Origin of the sequence: Aquimarina sediminis (genome assembly GCF_002895435.1) — a bacterium.
GTDB classification, from domain to species: domain Bacteria; phylum Bacteroidota; class Bacteroidia; order Flavobacteriales; family Flavobacteriaceae; genus Aquimarina; species Aquimarina sediminis.
On sequence record NZ_POYJ01000009.1, the window covers coordinates 201547 to 219237 of the forward strand.

A 17691-nucleotide genomic window follows, 5' to 3' on the forward strand; every position below is an offset into this window, starting at 1 on the left:
AAAAGTATACTATAATTGTAATTTTAAAAGTTAATGACAGTCTATTAGACTAGTATTAGTTAAATCAAACAAAAAAAGAGAAGAAAATGAAAAGATTTTTGAGCTTAATGGTCGTAGCTATTCTGGCTGGAGTATTTACTCTAGGAGCATATAAAATGTTTTTAGAGCCTGAAGCCATAGTGGTTCACGAAACTGAAACCAAACCGAACCTAGTTCCTACAAATTATACACTTACCAACTCCAATACAAATGCATCTAACGCAGGTATTGATTTTACAGTAGCAGCAGAAAAAACAGTAAATGCTGTAGTACATGTTAAGCAATACGGAGTTTCGCGTACACCTAGAAATTTAATGGAGTTTTTTAGAAATGGAGGAACTCAGGAAAGAAGAATTCAAGGTGCAGGATCTGGAGTAATTATTACTGAGGACGGTTATATTGTAACAAACAACCACGTTATTGAAGGTGCAACCGACTTAGAAATAACACTAAACAACAACAAATCTTATAAAGCAGAGGTAGTTGGCACCGCACCACAATCCGACATTGCATTAATCAAAATTGATGCGGATGAAAAGTTATCTTATATTCCTTTTGGAGATTCTAATTCTGCAAAAATTGGAGAATGGGTATTGGCAGTAGGTAATCCCTTTAATCTAACATCTACAGTTACCGCAGGAATTATTAGTGCCAAATCAAGAGATTTAAATGAATTAGATAATAAAATTCAATCTTTTATACAGACTGATGCTGCAATTAACCCAGGAAACAGTGGAGGTGCATTGGTAAATGTAAGAGGTGAATTGATAGGTATTAATACTGCTATAACTTCTCAAACAGGAAGCTATGTTGGGTATGCCTTTGCAGTTCCTTCTAATAATGCAAAAAAGATAATAGATGACATTATCGAATTTGGAGGTGTACAACGAGGAATTATTGGCATACAAGGAGGAACTATAAACCCAAAAGTGATGGAACAATATGACATTTCTGTTTCTCAAGGTGTTTTTGTAGCCGCTGTAACAGAAAATAGTGGAGCCAAAAAAGCTGGGATTTTAGAAGGAGATGTTATAAAAGAAATAGACGGTCTACCAATAAGAAAATTTTCAGATCTTACTGGTTATGTAAATAGTAAAAGACCAAAAGATATTATTAATGTCAAAATCTTAAGAAAGAAAAAAGAATTAACACTTCCTGTCACGTTGACCAAATATGAAATTCAGAAGTATAACATTGATGATGTAGGAGTAGAAGTTATGAACCCCAAAAAAGGTTACTTAAAGAATTTTAAACTTGATCATGGGGTGGTTATTAGTAAGGCATTAAGTTCCAGAATGAAAAGATATAATCTTGAAGGTCTTATTATAAGTGAAATAGATGGTAAAAAAGTAAAAGACGTTCTTGATGTAAAAAACATCATTGAAAGCAAATATAAAGACGAGGATATTACTATTAGTTTAGTAGACAGAAATGGTCAGAAAAGAGAATTTGTTTTTCAATAGTCATTAAAAAATATAGGCACAACACCATTATCCCATTACATTATAAAAGTAATGGGATTTTTTTTCACAAAAGGTTTCACGAAAACGTTTGAAATATATATTTTTGCACGAAATTTCAAGACTTTTAAACACAACACACTATGAGCTCTAACGAAGTTTATGAGAAAGAATTAGCCTTTCAGGCAGACAGACGTCGTGCAACAGTAGCATTTATAAAGACTGTAAGCGATCTATGGTATGATAATTCTATCGAATTAGTACTTTTCCGTAATCAGTTAATTGATAAAAATGTAAGTGAGATTATCAATCTACATGAGTACGCAGGTGAATTTGTACAAAAACCAATTTCAATTTTTGATTCTGTAGAAATTGCACAGGCAATTAAACTAATGAATTTGCCGCCATCAAAATTAGATATCGGTAAACTCACCTATGAGTATCACTTAGCAAGTGACGAGTACAGTTCTATCAATGGTTTTGTGCAAGACAAACTAAAAGACGCCAAGAAGTTTAAACCTATTTCTCCAAAGAATGTGGTACTTTATGGTTTTGGACGAATTGGACGTTTGGTAGCCAGAGAATTAATGACCATTACTGGAAAAGGAAGTCAATTAAGGCTTAGAGCAATTGTTACTCGTGGAGCTATAACGCAAGATGTATTAGAAAAAAGAGCCTCGTTACTACGTAGTGATTCTGTACATGGAGATTTTGCTGGCACAGTAGAAACAGACTTAGAAAACAGTTCACTTATTATAAATGGAACCACCGTTAAAATCATTAGCGCTAATAACCCAGAAGATATAGATTATATATCTTATGGCATCCAAGATGCATTACTTATAGATAATACTGGGGCTTTTAGAGACAAAGAAGCATTAAGCAGACATTTGGCTGCCAAAGGAATAGACAAAGTATTACTTACAGCACCAGGAAAAGGCATTCCTAATATCGTACATGGTGTTAACCATAAAGAACATGACCCTGATAAGGTAAATATTTTTTCTGCTGCTTCATGTACCACCAACGCTATTACTCCTATCTTACAAGCTGTAGATGAAAGTTTTGGTGTAGTTGATGGTCATCTTGAGACTATACATGCATATACCAATGATCAAAACTTGGTAGACAACATGCACAAAAAATACAGAAGAGGTCGTGCTGCAGCTCTAAATATGGTAATTACAGAAACTGGAGCAGGAAAAGCTGTTTCTAAAGCTTTACCAAGTTTTGAAGGAAAATTAACCTCAAATGCAATTCGAGTTCCTGTACCAAATGGATCTCTGGCAATTCTAAACCTTAACTTAGAAAAGAAAACTTCTAAAGAAAGTATGAACGCCATACTTAAAAAATATGCACTTGAAGGAAACCTTGTAGAACAAATCAAATATTCATTAGACAATGAATTGGTATCTAGTGATATTGTAGGTTCTTCTGCCCCTTCTATATATGACAGTAACGCAACAATTGTTGATCCAAAAGGACACAACGCTGTATTGTATGTATGGTATGATAATGAATATGGGTATAGTCATCAAGTTATAAGGTTATCAAAATATATCGCCAAAGTAAGGCGTTTTACATACTACTAGTATCCTTACTTTTACAAAAACAAAAAAGTCGTTATTTATATAATAACGACTTTTTGTTATATTGATATTATGTAAATCAAAAATGGTCTTTTCGAAATTCATTTTACAAACATGTAAAAAATTAATTATCAATCAATTAACCTTCAATCTGCTTTTACTGAAATTCTTGTAAAAAAAACTTTCAAATTAGCCACAATATCGTACATTTATTACCGTTACAGAAGAAAATAATAACCAAAAAGAAACGATATACATAATTCCTTATACTATAAAATAACTTAGTTACTCATTAACCACTAACTATCGCGATATCATAAGGATACCGTATCCAACCATTAAATTAAGAATAATAACATGAAATTATCACAATACCTAATAGCTTTAACCCTAATCATATCCATTTTTGAAACTACATATGCGCAAGAGGATAATGTAACCGTAACTGAGGCTTTAAGGCAAGAAAAGATCCAGGATCAATTTGATGTGGTGATAAAAAAATCAGGAAAATACCAAGAGTATAAAGTAGTTAAACTTGTTTGGTTAAACAAACTTAAATCCAATACTATAGACACTCTTAAAACACTAGAATCTAAATTAAATACTACTAATCTAAAGATTGCCGAACAACAACAAACTATCTCTGGATTAGAAGAATCACTTGCCAAAACAAATGGCGACCTTTCTACCGTTACTCAAGAGAAAGATAGTATTAACTTTTTAGGAATAGCAGCATTAACCAAAGGCAGCTATAAAACTATTATGTGGTCTATTATTGGTATTCTTTTAGCTTTGTTTGGCTTTTTTGTATATAAATATAAAAACAGTAACGCAATAACAGTACAAGCTCGAAAAGCACTAGCAGAAACTGAAGCAGAATTTGAAGAACATAGACGTAGAGCTTTAGAGCGAGAACAAAAAGTAATGCGTAAGCTACAAGATGAAATCAACAAACAACGTAAAGCTGGAGCTAAGTAAGCCAATTTTCTAGATTTTTACTATATTCTTTTGCATCTTTGCACCTACAAAGAATTAACACAAGATGCGCATAGATATTATTACAGTAGTCCCTGATATTCTAAAAAGTCCTTTTGAAGCCTCTATAATGAAACGGTCTATAGAAAAAGGATTAGTAGAAGTACATTTTCACAACCTTAGAGATTACACTGACAACAACTATAAACAGGTTGATGACTATCAATTTGGTGGAGGAGCAGGTATGGTTATGATGATAGAACCTATCGATAAATGTATATCTAAACTAAAGTCTGAAAGAGAATATGATGAAGTAATATACATGACTCCAGATGGTGAAACTCTAAACCAAAGCATCACTAATCAATTATCATTAAAAGGAAATCTGATTATTCTTTGTGGTCATTATAAAGGAGTAGACCAACGAGTAAGAGATCATTTTATAACCAAAGAGATATCTGTTGGAGATTACGTATTATCTGGTGGAGAACTTGGGGCGCTAATTCTATGTGATGCAATCATAAGACTTATCCCTGGGGTTTTGGGTAACGAGACTTCTGCCCTAACCGATTCTTTTCAAGATAATTTATTAGCACCTCCTATTTATACAAGACCAGCCGAATACAAAGGCTGGAAGGTACCAGAAGTATTAACCTCGGGTAATTTTCCTAAAATTGAAACTTGGCGAGAAGAACAAGCTTATCAAAGAACAAAAGATCGAAGACCCGATTTGCTAGATGAATAATGTTTTAATTCATACCACTTTCACCATCTTATCTGAAATAAAGTAGTAATGGTTAAACCAAAATTATAGCAGCTATTAAATAGATTTATACCAAATAGAAAGTCTAAAAATCAGATTCAAAACTAAATTACCAACCTAGCCTGTCAAAGATTAATTGTAGTACACAACTTCGACAAGCTTAGTTTGATAAAAAGGTTTGCTTTTTAGATCTTATTCAAACAATTAGACAAAACTTATAGCCTATTATTTCACCCATTCTGGCAACTGCCCAAGATCAAGTAATGGTACCACTATCAAATATGAAATTAAGGTAATTATAAGTATCGCTATAAAATTCATCAAAAACCCAGTTTTAGCCATTTGCGGAATTGTAATTCTCTCACTAGCAAATATAGCAGCATTAGTACCGGTACCAGAAGGAAGCATAAAAGCACATGAACAGGCAAATGTTGCCGGAATCATTAACAAAAATGGATGTGTCGAATTTGCTATCGCTACAGTTGCCAGAATAGGCATAAATATATTTGCCGTTGCAGTATTAGAATTTATTTCTGTAAGAAATGTTATTGCCAGTACTACTAAAAAAACAATAAGTAAAGTAGGCGTATTTTCTAAAACTGTTACCTGCCCCCCAATCCACTCTGCCAATCCAGTGCTCACAAAACTTTTTGCAATTGCATAACCACCTCCAACCAAAATCACTACACCCCAAGGTACACTTTCGGCTTCTTTCCAAGAAATTAGAGCTTTCTTAGGCATATTAACTTCTTTTTCATTTCCATTAGGAATTAAAAACAAAAGCAAAACCCCCAGCATTCCTATAGTAGCATCGTGCACATAAGAAGAAACTCCTAATAAAGACCCCCAACCAGGAAGTATAAAATCTCCAAATAGTAAGTCTTTTCTAAAAATCCATCCGATAGAAGTAACTAGAAAAACAATAATAACCCGTTTTTCTCCAGATGTTATCTTCCCTAGTTTACTTAACTCATCCTTGATTATACCTACAGATCCTGGAATCTCCCCTTTTATTTTAAAAAACTTAATAACATATAACCATGTAATAGGCAATAAAATTATAGTAAGCGGCAAACCAATAAGCATCCAGTCAGAAAATGTTATTTGTGGTGCTTCAGGATACAAAGATTCTATAATGCCGGCAAAAACCAAATTGGGAGGAGTACCAATCAATGACCCTATCCCTCCTATACTTGCTGCATAAGCTATAGATATCATTAATGCCAATCCAAACCCAGAGTCTCTATCATCTGTTTCTTCTTTTTTAATTACTGATAAACCAATAGGAAGCATCATAAGTGCAACAGCCACATTTGCTATCCACATGGATAAAAAAGCTGTAGAAATCATAAAACTTAATATTATTTTTTTCTTGTTTACTCCTATTAGATTAATTGTTAAAAGAGCAATTCGTTTATGTAAATTTTGCGATTCTATAGCTTTTGCTATTATGATACCCGCAAGTAACATAAGTACATAATTATGCCCATAGCTTAATGCCACTTCTTTCGATTTTAAAACTCCAAATAATGGAAACAATACTAGTGGTACAAAAGAAGTAGCAAAAACCGGAATTGCTTCTGTAAGCCACCATACTGCCATTAGGAGTGCCGTACCTGCGGCTATCATAGCTTCTCTACTTAATTCTTCAGGTATAGGAAGTATCAAAAAAACAATAAAAATAATTATCCCAGAAAACAACCCTATTTTTTTTCTATTCATAAAATAGTATTTATAAATACCCTGACTCAAAAATCATTAGACAGATTACATGAGTCAGAATATTAGTTCTTTAAATTACAGTTGTATTAAAAGTTTAGATTAAAACCTGTACTAAAAAATGTACCCATAACCCCAAACTGGCTTGTAGATCGACCATAAGGAGAAAGACCATTAAACGTACCCCCAAACTCGTTCCTATCTGGAAAGGCATCAAAAATATTGTTTACCGAAGCATTCCAGCTTATTTTTTCAGAAAAATTAAAACCCAAAGACAAATCAGTTACAATTTTAGGATCTTTAACCTGAAAATCGCCATTATCATCTCTAGAATCTACATCAGACACTTCTCCAAACCTTGTAAATCTTAGATTGGTAAAAAATCTTTTAGACTTGTAATCAAGAGATAAAATGATTTTACTCTTTGGCTGCGCCACTTCTACCAACCCCTGCATCCTATCTCCTACTACTTCTGTCACTCCTAATTGTTGTAGTTGTGTCGAAGTTCTAATTTCACTATCAAATTCTGTTTGATTAAAAGTTGCAGAAAGTGTGGTATTAAGCGTTTTATCATTATCAGCTCCAAACTTCTCGGTATATGTTCCTACAAAATCTACCCCTGCGGTTTTGGTATCTACAGCATTGGTAAAAAACTGTATTTCAGCTATATTTTCTTCAGTAAACAACTCAGGGAGCCCAACATCATTGACATCTAATGACTCAGAAATAATAATACGATCATTTACCTGTACCTGATATGCATCGAGTGTAAACAAAAACTTACGACCAAGCTTTGCTGTTAATCCAACATTAAAATCTAATGAAGTTTCTGCATCCAGATCGCCATAACCAAGTTGTGCAACTACAGGGTCATCATTACGAATATGCAAAATATTAATAGAATCATCCTCTCCACTTGCATTAATTCCAAATTGGGGATCATTTGCACTAAAATTCAACTGGTGTAAAGAAGGAGCTCTAAACCCCCTGTTTACTGAAGCTCTTAACGATAGATTTTTTGTAAATTTTACCCTTGCATTTACTTTTCCAGAAATATTCGACCCAAAACCATCATAATTTTCAAATCTGGCGGCTGCTCCTACTAACAAAATATCAGAAATATCAGACTCTATATCTGCAAACACTCCAAAACTAGAACGATTCTTATCCACAGCTTCTCTGGGAGAAAAACCTATTTTACCGCTTGACGAAAACTCTCCTACATCTGCAAAAGGACCTTGAGAATAGGACACTCTATCACCAGTAGTAATTTGATACTCTTCATTTCTATACTCTGCACCAAAGGAAAGTGTCAAAGATTTTAATGAGTTCAAATCATGGTATGTTTTCGAAATACTAGAATTAACAGAAGTATGACCAAAATTATTATTACCTAAGTAAAATTCGGTTGGAGTAAAAATCCCATAACTAGCATTTGCACCATTTTCTACATAGGTAGCTAGCCAGTTTTTTCCATACGTAATACTTAAATCAAAATTCCATCCATCCCTAAGGTCATTTTGAATTCCCATAGTTGCTTGTGCATCTGTAGAAGTTGCCGGAAACAAAGGGGAATATCCAAAAGGATAAATTTCTGGAACTGCTCTTTCTACTCGCCCTGGCTGTCTAAAAAAACCGAATGACAATAGTTTTTTATGAGACAATCCTCCATATCCATAAATTTCCCAATTTTCACTAATAGGATAAGCTCCGTTAAAAAAGATTGCTCCCATGGTGTTTCGTGATTGACCAAACTGCGTTTCAACATCATTATCCCTGTCAAAACCATTTTGCTGAATTAGAATTTCATCATTTGCAGCATCATCTCTGTCAAAAACAAACCCTGTATATCTGTCTTTTCTATCTGTCTCATCATTATGATGAAACCAAAACGTAGTATTCAAATAACTATTTTCTTTATTTGCTATCCTATTTCCGAGATTAACAGAAACATCATAAACAGCACCATCCCCTCTTGACGAAATTCCACTTTTGGCAGCCAGAGAGTTCTTTTCTGTACTTTTTTTCAGTACCAAATTAACAATACCCGCTATTGCATCAGAGCCGTATTGAGCAGCAGCTCCATTTCTTAAAATTTCAATACGCTCTATTGCAGCAGATGGTATGGCGTTAAGGTCTGTTCCTACAGAGCCCCTACCCACCACACGGTTCACATTTAATGCAGCAGATTGATGTCTTCTTTTTCCATTAATCAACACCAAAGTTTGATCTGTTCCTAATCCTCTAAGTGTGGCAGGATCTACATAAGACGTTACATTAACAATACCGTACTTGGTAGAGTTAAACGAAGGCGCCTGAAAATGAATTTGTTGAGCTAACTCTGTCTGCCCAGTTGATACCAGATCTTCTGTTCTCAATACATCTACAGGAACTGCTCTTTCTACATTGGTTCGTGCTACATTAGACCTGGATCCTATTAAAACAACGTCATCTAATTGATCTGCCTCATTTTTCAAGCTTACCGATATAGTATCTTTACCCGTAATATCAATTTCTGCTGTAGCAAAGCCTAAATAAGAAACAACCAAAATAGTATTCCCTTCGGGTACTTCTATAGAAAAATTTCCGTCAAAATCTGTAAGTGTTCCTATATCTGTCCCTTTAATCAAAATATTAGCTCCTGGCAGCGGTGCTCCATTATTATCTTTGACAGTACCTTTTATTTCTCTTTTTTGTATTTCTGGTTTAGAAAGTTTATCAAATAAAGGCTTCTTGGTCAAAATAATTTGTTTCCCATTTATCTTATATACCAAACCCTCTTGTAGTGTCAATCTTTTTAAAACAACAATAATGGTTTCATTATTAGCCCTAAACGACACCCTCTTAGAGTCATTAACTTCTTTAACATTGTAAAAAAAATCGTAGTCTGATTGAGATTTGATTTCGTCTAGAACCTTCTTTAGCGGAACTTTTTTGTAAGTAAACTCAATCTTACTCTGTGAGCATACAGTATTTGCAGAAAGTTGCAAAATTAGTAGAAAAATGAAAATCAAAGATAATTTCATTCTTAAGCTTGCCATTTTTTTATCATAGTTTTCACACAGAAAACCATAATAATGATTACTTTTTTTCATAATTTTGAAATGTAATGTGATTGTTAAAATTTAATTTTTAATGGTCATCCAAAAGGAAAGTGTTGCTGCACTTTCCTTTCTTTATTTTGATATTGTAATAGTATTTTGATTTATCTCATATATAAAAGGTGTACTTAAGGATATTGTTTTTAAAATAGTTTCTATGTTTTGATCATTTCTAAATTCTCCTTTAAACATTTCATGATCTAAGTTTTTAGCATTATTTATAAAGGCAACATCATGGCTTCGTTCCAGTTTTTTCAAGATTTGAGAAAATGTTAACCCATCTACTATTAGTTTATTTTTCATCCAACTGGTATATATTGAAGTATCCACTTTTTCTTTTACCAGAGAGCTATTCACTTTATTAAATGAAGCCTGATAACTTGGCGTAAGTTGAAGTTGATGTTCTGGAGTATCAATTTCATATACTTTTACTGCACCCTCTACAAGTGTCGTTTCTATAGCATTATCAGTATCATAGTTTGACACATTAAATTGAGTTCCCAAAACCTGAATATTGACTTCATTCGTATTTACGATAAACGGTTTGTTTTTATTTGTAGTTACATCAAAAAAAGCTTCTCCATCCAAATACACAACTCTTTCGCCCGAAGCACTAGCAAAGTTTTCCGGAAAACGTAGTTTTGAACCAGCGTTTAGCCACACCATAGTTCCGTCTGATAGCTTTATCTTGAAAGTTTTACCTTTTGGTATAGATATTTCATTATAGACTAATTCTACAGTTTCAGAAATAATATCTGAAGTGAAATCAATAGTCTCTTCATTTTTAGAGGCTACAATCTCACCTTTGTCATTCGTTAGAACCTCATCATCACCATCATTAAATGTTCTTATACTACCATCTGCAAGTTTTATTCTGATTTTCTCATTATTTAATTTATCTGTACTTATATTGGTAAGAGTTGTTTTCGTATTAGTAGTATCCGAAAACCCCGTTCTAATTAAATATCCAACAGCTACAAGTCCAATAAACATAGCGGCATATTTATAAAATACCACAAACTTATTTTTGCTTTTTCTTTTCTCCTCTATTCTTTTCAAAAACCTTTGATATCCCAATTCAGAATCAAACTCTTTTAAGTCATAAGCATTATTTTCAATTAAGTATTTTCTGAAGTAACTTAAGTTATCTTCACTTTCTTCAACCCACCTCTTTAGCTCCCTCCTTTCTTCAGTAGAGATTTCTTCTTTTATGTATTTATCTATCAAAAAGTTCATTTTGAACATATATCATCATTTTAACTCTTAGATAACATTTTTACAAAAAACCCTTATGTAATTTTAAATTTTTATTAGATTTGACAACTATTCATTAGTAAATGTCTGAGGAAAAATTACTTAAAAAACTAAAAAAAGGAGATGAAATTGCCTACCAGTATTTATTTTCTAAATACTACAATTGGCTATGCAATTATATTTTTAAACTAAGTAATGACTACTCATTATCTGAGGATATCGTTCAGGAGACTTTTATTTATATCTGGGAAAAAAGAAGTACAATTTTAATTACCACTTCATTAAAAAGTTACTTATTCAAATCCTGTTATAATCGATTCTTACAACACATAAAAAAAGAAAAAGTTAGATTAGATTTTTTAGACAAAATACAGTGGGATCTCATATTTGAGATACACTTTGATAAAGAAAATGAGTATGAAGCCAACTTAAAAAAAGTAAATGCTCTCATCAAAAAACTTCCTCCACGTTGCAAAGAAATCTTTATAAAAAGTAAATTTGAAAAAAAGAAATATAAGGATATTGCTTTAGAACTAGATATTTCTATTAGAACAGTAGAGGTTCAAATTTCTAAAGCGCTTCGTTTTTTAAAAGAAAATGCAAGTATCTTTTTTTTATAGTTCCCTTAATCTCTTTTCAAAACTATATAGTTTCTTTAGATATTCAATTTATATTTTGGCAAAAGAATAACTCTTAATTTTTAGTTGAATAAAGCTTGTAAATCATTAAATAATAATTACTTTTGCATCCTGATTAGACCAACCTCTGGCGAAAATCGTGAATGTTGCTTTAATAAAACTCAGAAACTATATCAAAAATGGAAGATTTAGTAAAATTCGTACAAGACGAATTTGTTACAAGAAAAGAGTTACCTGAATTTGCTGCAGGTGATACTATTACTGTTTATTACGAGATTAAAGAAGGAAACAAAACACGTACACAGTTCTTTAGAGGAGTTGTAATCCAAAGAAGAGGTTCTGGATCTACTGAAACATTTACAATCAGAAAGATGTCTGGAACAGTTGGTGTAGAACGTATTTTCCCTGTAAACTTACCAGCGCTTCAAAAAATTGAAGTTAACAAAAGAGGTAAAGTTCGTAGAGCTCGTATATTCTACTTTAGAGAACTTACAGGTAAAAAAGCACGTATCAAAGAAAAAAGAAGCTAATTTCCGATTTCTTTTTACAAGTCAAAAAAGACCGCCAAATGGCGGTCTTTTTTATGAACAAAAGTTAACAACCTTTGTTTACAACAGGTTGATAACTAATACAATAAGATTTAAAGGTCAACTAGTCAATTTTTCTTATATTTATATAGAATTACATATAGTAATAGGGTGACACAAGGATTCCTAGCTATATGATCTAAACAAACGTTCTTTGAACATATTAAATTCTATTTATAATTAAAATAAATATAAGACGAAAGTTATTTTTTTAGATACATCCTTGAAATCACTTTAAGGGCTTTACTTTGGAATCATTTCAAAATGAAATTTGAAAGAAAAAATTAAGTTTTGACACCTTTTTAATTGTAAATGGTATTAGACTATCTGAGTAAAAAACTGAAAAATTACCAAGGTAATTTAGAAACACATTTATTCGAAATAGTCGTATGAGTAGAAATTATATTTATTCAGATTATTGTTTGGTAAATATAAATCTACTTAGATTGGAAATAACAATTACGTTATAAACAACGAAAGTTTTTATTTAATAGCGGGTAAAACAGCTAACGCAAAAAGTTATTTCTGATGAAGCCATATCAAAATACTCGTATTCTTGATATGGCTTTTTATTTTAAGAATATCATCAAAAAAAGTTTATTTTTTTTTCATCTTATATTTTTTCTACCCCTTTTTTTAAGAAATTATAATTCAGCATCCTTTAACTCAAAACTAACAATCAACAGGTTGCATTTAGGCTCCTATATTTGTATATTCGCGCTCGGAAATTCTATGATATTCTTAATATTGTACATCTTCAATAAGATCACTCAATATTGTTTGTCTAAGAAAAATTAAACGACTAATTATTTCCTTACATAATATAGTATAACAAAATTAGGGCGCCTACTACTTATCTGGTTTACAAAAAACCTTAAGCTCCCTAATCCAAAAACCAAAAATATGGGAGTTGATAACTCAAAAATTGTGTACACCAAAACTGATGAAGCACCTGCTTTAGCTACATATTCTTTTCTTCCAATTGTCAAGAAATTTACAAAAACAGCAAATATTAATATTGAGACAAAAGATATATCTCTTGCATCTCGAATTTTATCTAGTTTTCCCGAAAAATTAACAGATAAACAAAAACAAACAGATGCACTATCAGAATTAGGGCAACTTGCTCAAAAGCCAGAGGCTAATATTATTAAACTCCCTAATATCAGTGCTTCTATTCCACAATTAAAAGCTGCTATCGCAGAGTTACAACTTCAAGGATTTGACTTACCTAATTACCCAGAAGATCCTGAAAATGATGAAGAAAAAGAAACCAAAAAACGATACGACAAAATAAAAGGTAGTGCTGTAAACCCTGTCTTAAGAGAAGGGAATTCTGATCGTAGAGCCCCTAAGCCTGTTAAACAATATGCAAGAAAAAATCCTCACTCTATGGGAGCTTGGAGTTCGGATTCTAAAACTCATGTTGCTACTATGGCTAGTGGTGATTTTCGTTCTAACGAAAAATCTGTTACTATCACTAATGCAGGAGATGTAAAAATCGAATTTATAGATCAAAATGGAAGTTCGACTACTTTAAAAGAAAAAATTTCCCTACTAGAAGGTGAAGTAATAGACGCAACGGTAATGAGCAAAAAAGCTCTTATTACTTTCTTAAAAGAGCAAATCGCAGATGCCAAAGAAAAAGATGTATTGTTTTCTTTACATATGAAAGCTACAATGATGAAGGTTTCTGACCCTATTATATTTGGACATGCAGTAGAAGTGTTTTTCGCAGATGTGTTTAAAAAACATGCGGCTGTTCTTGAAGAAATCGGAGTTGAAATAAATAATGGCTTTGGAGACCTTATCAATAAGCTTAAGAAAGTCCCTGACGCCAAAAGAGAAGAAATAAAAGCTGATATCCAAGCTTGCTACGAAAAAGGTCCAAAATTGGCTATGGTAAATTCTGATCAAGGAATTACCAATTTACACGTTCCTAGTGACGTTATCATTGACGCTTCTATGCCTGCAATGATTCGTAACTCTGGTCAAATGTGGGACGCACAAGGTAATACACAGGATACCAAAGCCGTAATCCCTGATAGTAGTTATGCCGGAATATATCAGGAAACTATTGACTTTTGTAAAAAACACGGAGCTTTTGATCCAACTACAATGGGAACCGTTCCTAATGTAGGGCTTATGGCCAAAAAAGCCGAAGAATATGGATCTCATGATAAAACTTTTGAAATTCAAGGAAATGGAACTGTTCGTGTTGTAGATGCTTCTGGAAATGTTTTAACAGAACACTCTGTAGAGCAAGGTGACATCTGGAGAATGTGCCAGACTAAAGATGCTCCCATAAAAGACTGGGTAAAACTTGCTGTAAACAGGGCAAAGGCTACCAATACCCCAGCCATTTTCTGGTTAGATGAAAACAGAGCACATGATACCGAGTTGATTAAAAAAGTAAATACATACTTACCAGAGCATGATACCACAGGATTAGATATTAGAATCATGTCTCCTATTGAAGCTACTCGCTTTTCTTTAGAAAGAATAAAAGAAGGAAAAGATACTATTTCTGTAACAGGAAATGTATTGCGTGATTACAACACCGATCTCTTCCCAATTCTAGAATTAGGTACCAGTGCAAAAATGCTTTCTATAGTACCACTAATGAATGGTGGAGGTTTATTTGAAACTGGTGCAGGAGGATCTGCTCCAAAACACGTACAACAATTCAATAAAGAAGGGCACCTAAGATGGGATTCTTTGGGAGAATTTTTAGCTCTTGCTGTATCTCTGGAACATCTAGGAGAAGTAAACAACAATGCAAAAGCTACTTTAATAGCAGAAGCATTGGATCAGGCAACTATCAAATTTCTGGAAAATAAAAAATCTCCTTCAAGAAAGGTAAATGAACTAGACAACAGAGGTAGTCATTTTTATTTAGCACTTTATTGGGCACAGGCACTTGCAGAACAATCTCAAGACAAAGAATTACAAGACGAGTATGCAACTGTGGCAAAACAACTTGCGGATAATGAAACAACCATTATTAACGAGCTAAATGATGCACAAGGTAATTCTGTTGATATGGGAGGATATTACTGGCCAGACGCTGACAAGGTTTCTCAGGCAATGCGCCCTAGCAAAACACTAAATACCATTATTGAAGCTTAAATAGCTTTATAACCTTATAAAAAAAGCCTGTAAGATTTAATTTTACAGGCTTTTTAAGTAAAAAACACATTTCTTCAATAAATTTTGAATATAATTTTCTTTTCATGCAACCCTTTTATTTTTGAATTGTCAATAGTAATAACTAGAAAAGAAAAGTACATTTAAGGAAATTCAAAATCAAGTAAAACTAATTGGAAACCAATATTCTTTATACGCATAAAGATCTTGTAGAAAAAAGCAAGTCTGGCAATAGGAATTCGCAATACCAGCTATATGAGCTCTATGTAGATGCCATGTACAATATTAGTATGCGTATGCTAGGTATAAAAGAAGATGCAGAAGATGTTGTACAAGAAAGTTTTATTGAAGCCTTTAAGAATATAAAATCTTTTAGATATGAAAGCACTTTTGGCTCTTGGCTAAAAAGAATAGTCATCAACAAAAGTATAAATCATCTAAAATTAAAAAAAATACCGATCACACCGCTTGATCAGCACGAATATCACATTAGTGAAGAAGTAAATGATCCGGTAGTATCAAATGATATTAATAAAATAAAAGATGGTATTAAAATTCTTCCAAACGGATATCGGCAAATAATTAGCCTCTATCTTATTGAAGGATACGATCATATAGAAATCGCAGAGATATTAGGTATTACCACCTCTACCTCTAAGTCGCAATACCATAGAGCAAAGAAAAAACTAATTGAAATTGTAAATACATTATAAATATGGACGATTTTGAAAAATACATAGTAGAAAACAAAGATGTATTCGATGAACATAAAGCGGATAGATCCAAAATGTGGAATAATATCGAGTCTAGTTTAGATAAAGATCCTAAGACCATTCGCCTATGGAGATCTCCATTGTTAAAATTAGCAGCTAGTATATTAATCTTAATAGGGACGTATACTACTATAAATCTTTTTATTACAGCAACATTTAATCATAACTCTAAAAACAACATTGTTCATCAAGAACTACGAGATATTGATACATACTATAAAGACCTAGTATCTTTTCAAATACAATTAGTAAAAAACAATCCTAAACTACAACCCGAAGATAAAGAAGAGTTCTTGTCCTTTATGGATGAGTTAGATGAAGAATACAATACTCTAAAACTAGAAATGGCAAAAAACCTCAACAATGAATTTATTCTAGAAGCCATTGTTAATAACTACAAAAAGAGAATCGAGTTGATCGAGAACTTGTTGAAACAGATTAATGATTCCAAAAAATCCAATGATAATGAAAGTTACATTTTATAAATATCTTTTATTCATACTTATACCGCTACTGTCCATAAATTACTCATGGGCACAGGAAAAAGTATCAAAAAAGATTGAAAAAACATATTCTTTAACCAATGCAGGAGAATTACATTTAGTAAACAAATACGGAAATGTTATTATCAATGGATGGGAGAAAAAACACACACAAATTGATGTAAAAATACAAGTTACTAAAAAGAAAAAAGAAGATGCTCTCGAGCTATTAAAACGAATTCATCCAGAGTTTAAAAATACAGAAGATTTTATAAGCATTATCTCTATAATTGAAGAAAAGGATAATAGTGTCTTTACCAAATTCTTTAATAAGGCAAATCCTTTTGATTTTGACAAAGGCAATATCCAAATAGACTATACTGTCTACCTACCTTCTAATGCCGAGATAAATATCACAAACAAGTTTGGAGATATTATAATAAGCAACTGGGATGGTAAATTAAAAGCCAATATACAACACGGAAATATGTGGATAAACAAAAGCCTTAATAATGCCAGTATAGAGATGAAATTTGGAAAACTGAAAACTAAATCTATCACTTACGGAAATATACGCTCCAAAAATGGAGAAATAGATATCGAAAAATCCAAAGACCTTAAAATAAGTAGCAGCGGAACACTAGTAAAAATTGAAGATGTAGCATCATTAGAGATACACTCTAGTAAAGATCAGATAGCTATCGAAAAGACAGGAAGCATCAATGGAGAACTAATGTTTAGTAATATGAATCTAAGTACGGTATATGACAACATTAACCTTTCTATGGAAGTAGCAGATGTTTGGATATCCAAAATTGAAAAAGCTAACACCAATATTACTATAGACCAAGAATCATCTGAACTAAGTATAAATATTACCGGTTTATCATTTGATTTTAATGCCTCATTAGAACAAGGACTATTACGAGTACCAAAATCATTTGCAAACATAAAAACAGATGTAATCGACAAAAGAAGAAGAATTAGAAATATCAGTGCAACTTATGGCACTAGTAATTCTTTAGGAATTTTTCAGATCACAGGTAAAAAAGGAGTTATTGTTTTAAAAGAGTAACAATTCACTATTTTTTTCTTTAACTAATCTTTATTATGAAAAATTTAACATTATAAAAGCATAGTACATGCAACTATCGCAAGTTTAAC

Annotated in this window: 13 protein-coding genes; 10 read left to right on the forward strand and 3 right to left on the reverse strand. The window is 32.3% G+C overall.

What is annotated here, in order from left to right:
* Positions 1-86 precede the first annotated feature (86 nt).
* From C1X07_RS18295 to trmD, 4 genes are all read left to right on the forward strand, one after another.
* A complete protein-coding gene (locus tag C1X07_RS18295; protein WP_103071486.1) occupies positions 87-1502 on the forward strand; it encodes a trypsin-like peptidase domain-containing protein in 1416 nt (471 codons plus the stop codon).
* 140 nt (positions 1503-1642) lie between these two features.
* On the forward strand, positions 1643-3091 hold the full coding sequence (locus tag C1X07_RS18300; RefSeq protein WP_103071487.1) for a glyceraldehyde-3-phosphate dehydrogenase: 1449 nt from the start codon (positions 1643-1645) through the stop codon (positions 3089-3091).
* Between the two features lie 354 nt (positions 3092-3445).
* Positions 3446-4066, forward strand: coding sequence for a tRNA (guanine-N1)-methyltransferase (locus tag C1X07_RS18305; protein WP_103071488.1), 621 nt, complete (start codon positions 3446-3448; stop codon positions 4064-4066).
* Between the two features lie 64 nt (positions 4067-4130).
* The gene (gene trmD / locus C1X07_RS18310) at positions 4131-4808 is read left to right on the forward strand and encodes a tRNA (guanosine(37)-N1)-methyltransferase TrmD (protein WP_103071489.1); all 678 of its coding nucleotides are present in this window, start codon (positions 4131-4133) and stop codon (positions 4806-4808) included.
* 243 nt (positions 4809-5051) lie between these two features.
* Here trmD and C1X07_RS18315 read toward each other — a convergent pair whose 3' ends face one another.
* The 3 genes from C1X07_RS18315 to C1X07_RS18325 all read right to left on the reverse strand — a co-directional run bounded on the left by C1X07_RS18315 (position 5052) and on the right by C1X07_RS18325 (position 10891).
* Positions 5052-6548 carry an SLC13 family permease gene (locus C1X07_RS18315; protein WP_103071490.1) on the reverse strand — a complete coding sequence of 499 codons (1497 nt, stop codon included), beginning with the start codon at positions 6546-6548 and terminating at the stop codon, positions 5052-5054.
* 86 nt (positions 6549-6634) lie between these two features.
* Positions 6635-9640 carry a TonB-dependent receptor gene (locus tag C1X07_RS18320; RefSeq protein WP_103071491.1) on the reverse strand — a complete coding sequence of 1002 codons (3006 nt, stop codon included), beginning with the start codon at positions 9638-9640 and terminating at the stop codon, positions 6635-6637.
* An 81-nt stretch (positions 9641-9721) separates the two neighbouring features.
* The gene (locus tag C1X07_RS18325; protein ID WP_103071492.1) at positions 9722-10891 is read right to left on the reverse strand and encodes a FecR family protein; all 1170 of its coding nucleotides are present in this window, start codon (positions 10889-10891) and stop codon (positions 9722-9724) included.
* A 92-nt stretch (positions 10892-10983) separates the two neighbouring features.
* Here C1X07_RS18325 and C1X07_RS18330 point away from each other — a divergent pair, with 92 nt between their 5' ends.
* The 6 genes from C1X07_RS18330 to C1X07_RS18355 all read left to right on the forward strand — a co-directional run bounded on the left by C1X07_RS18330 (position 10984) and on the right by C1X07_RS18355 (position 17602).
* Positions 10984-11520 carry an RNA polymerase sigma factor gene (locus C1X07_RS18330; protein ID WP_103071493.1) on the forward strand — a complete coding sequence of 179 codons (537 nt, stop codon included), beginning with the start codon at positions 10984-10986 and terminating at the stop codon, positions 11518-11520.
* 197 nt (positions 11521-11717) lie between these two features.
* Entirely contained in the window at positions 11718-12068 is a 351-nt protein-coding gene (rplS, locus tag C1X07_RS18335; protein WP_103071494.1) for a 50S ribosomal protein L19, read from the forward strand.
* Between the two features lie 960 nt (positions 12069-13028).
* Positions 13029-15254, forward strand: coding sequence for an NADP-dependent isocitrate dehydrogenase (locus C1X07_RS18340; protein ID WP_103071495.1), 2226 nt, complete (start codon positions 13029-13031; stop codon positions 15252-15254).
* Positions 15255-15445: 191 nt separating this feature from the next.
* Positions 15446-15985: an RNA polymerase sigma factor gene (locus C1X07_RS18345; RefSeq protein ID WP_241507283.1), complete on the forward strand. Its 540-nt coding sequence runs from the start codon at positions 15446-15448 to the stop codon at positions 15983-15985.
* A gap of 2 nt (positions 15986-15987) precedes the next feature.
* Positions 15988-16530, forward strand: coding sequence for a hypothetical protein (locus C1X07_RS18350; RefSeq protein WP_103071496.1), 543 nt, complete (start codon positions 15988-15990; stop codon positions 16528-16530).
* Complete coding sequence (locus tag C1X07_RS18355; protein WP_128755320.1) at positions 16511-17602, forward strand: hypothetical protein; 1092 nt, start codon at positions 16511-16513, stop codon at positions 17600-17602. Before C1X07_RS18350 ends, C1X07_RS18355 begins: the two co-directional genes overlap by 20 nt.
* Positions 17603-17691 lie beyond the last annotated feature (89 nt).

Excerpts from the sequence above, each read along its gene's own strand:
- C1X07_RS18295 (WP_103071486.1), top strand. The coding sequence starts at position 87 with ATGAAAAGATTTTTGAGCTTAATGGTCGTAGCTATTCTGGCTGGAGTA.
- C1X07_RS18300 (WP_103071487.1), top strand. The coding sequence starts at position 1,643 with ATGAGCTCTAACGAAGTTTATGAGAAAGAATTAGCCTTTCAGGCAGAC.
- C1X07_RS18305 (WP_103071488.1), top strand. The coding sequence starts at position 3,446 with ATGAAATTATCACAATACCTAATAGCTTTAACCCTAATCATATCCATT.
- trmD (WP_103071489.1), top strand. The coding sequence starts at position 4,131 with ATGCGCATAGATATTATTACAGTAGTCCCTGATATTCTAAAAAGTCCT.
- C1X07_RS18315 (WP_103071490.1), bottom strand. The coding sequence starts at position 6,548 with ATGAATAGAAAAAAAATAGGGTTGTTTTCTGGGATAATTATTTTTATT.
- C1X07_RS18320 (WP_103071491.1), bottom strand. The coding sequence starts at position 9,640 with ATGAAAAAAAGTAATCATTATTATGGTTTTCTGTGTGAAAACTATGAT.
- C1X07_RS18325 (WP_103071492.1), bottom strand. The coding sequence starts at position 10,891 with ATGTTCAAAATGAACTTTTTGATAGATAAATACATAAAAGAAGAAATC.
- C1X07_RS18330 (WP_103071493.1), top strand. The coding sequence starts at position 10,984 with ATGTCTGAGGAAAAATTACTTAAAAAACTAAAAAAAGGAGATGAAATT.
- rplS (WP_103071494.1), top strand. The coding sequence starts at position 11,718 with ATGGAAGATTTAGTAAAATTCGTACAAGACGAATTTGTTACAAGAAAA.
- C1X07_RS18340 (WP_103071495.1), top strand. The coding sequence starts at position 13,029 with ATGGGAGTTGATAACTCAAAAATTGTGTACACCAAAACTGATGAAGCA.
- C1X07_RS18350 (WP_103071496.1), top strand. The coding sequence starts at position 15,988 with ATGGACGATTTTGAAAAATACATAGTAGAAAACAAAGATGTATTCGAT.
- C1X07_RS18355 (WP_128755320.1), top strand. The coding sequence starts at position 16,511 with ATGAAAGTTACATTTTATAAATATCTTTTATTCATACTTATACCGCTA.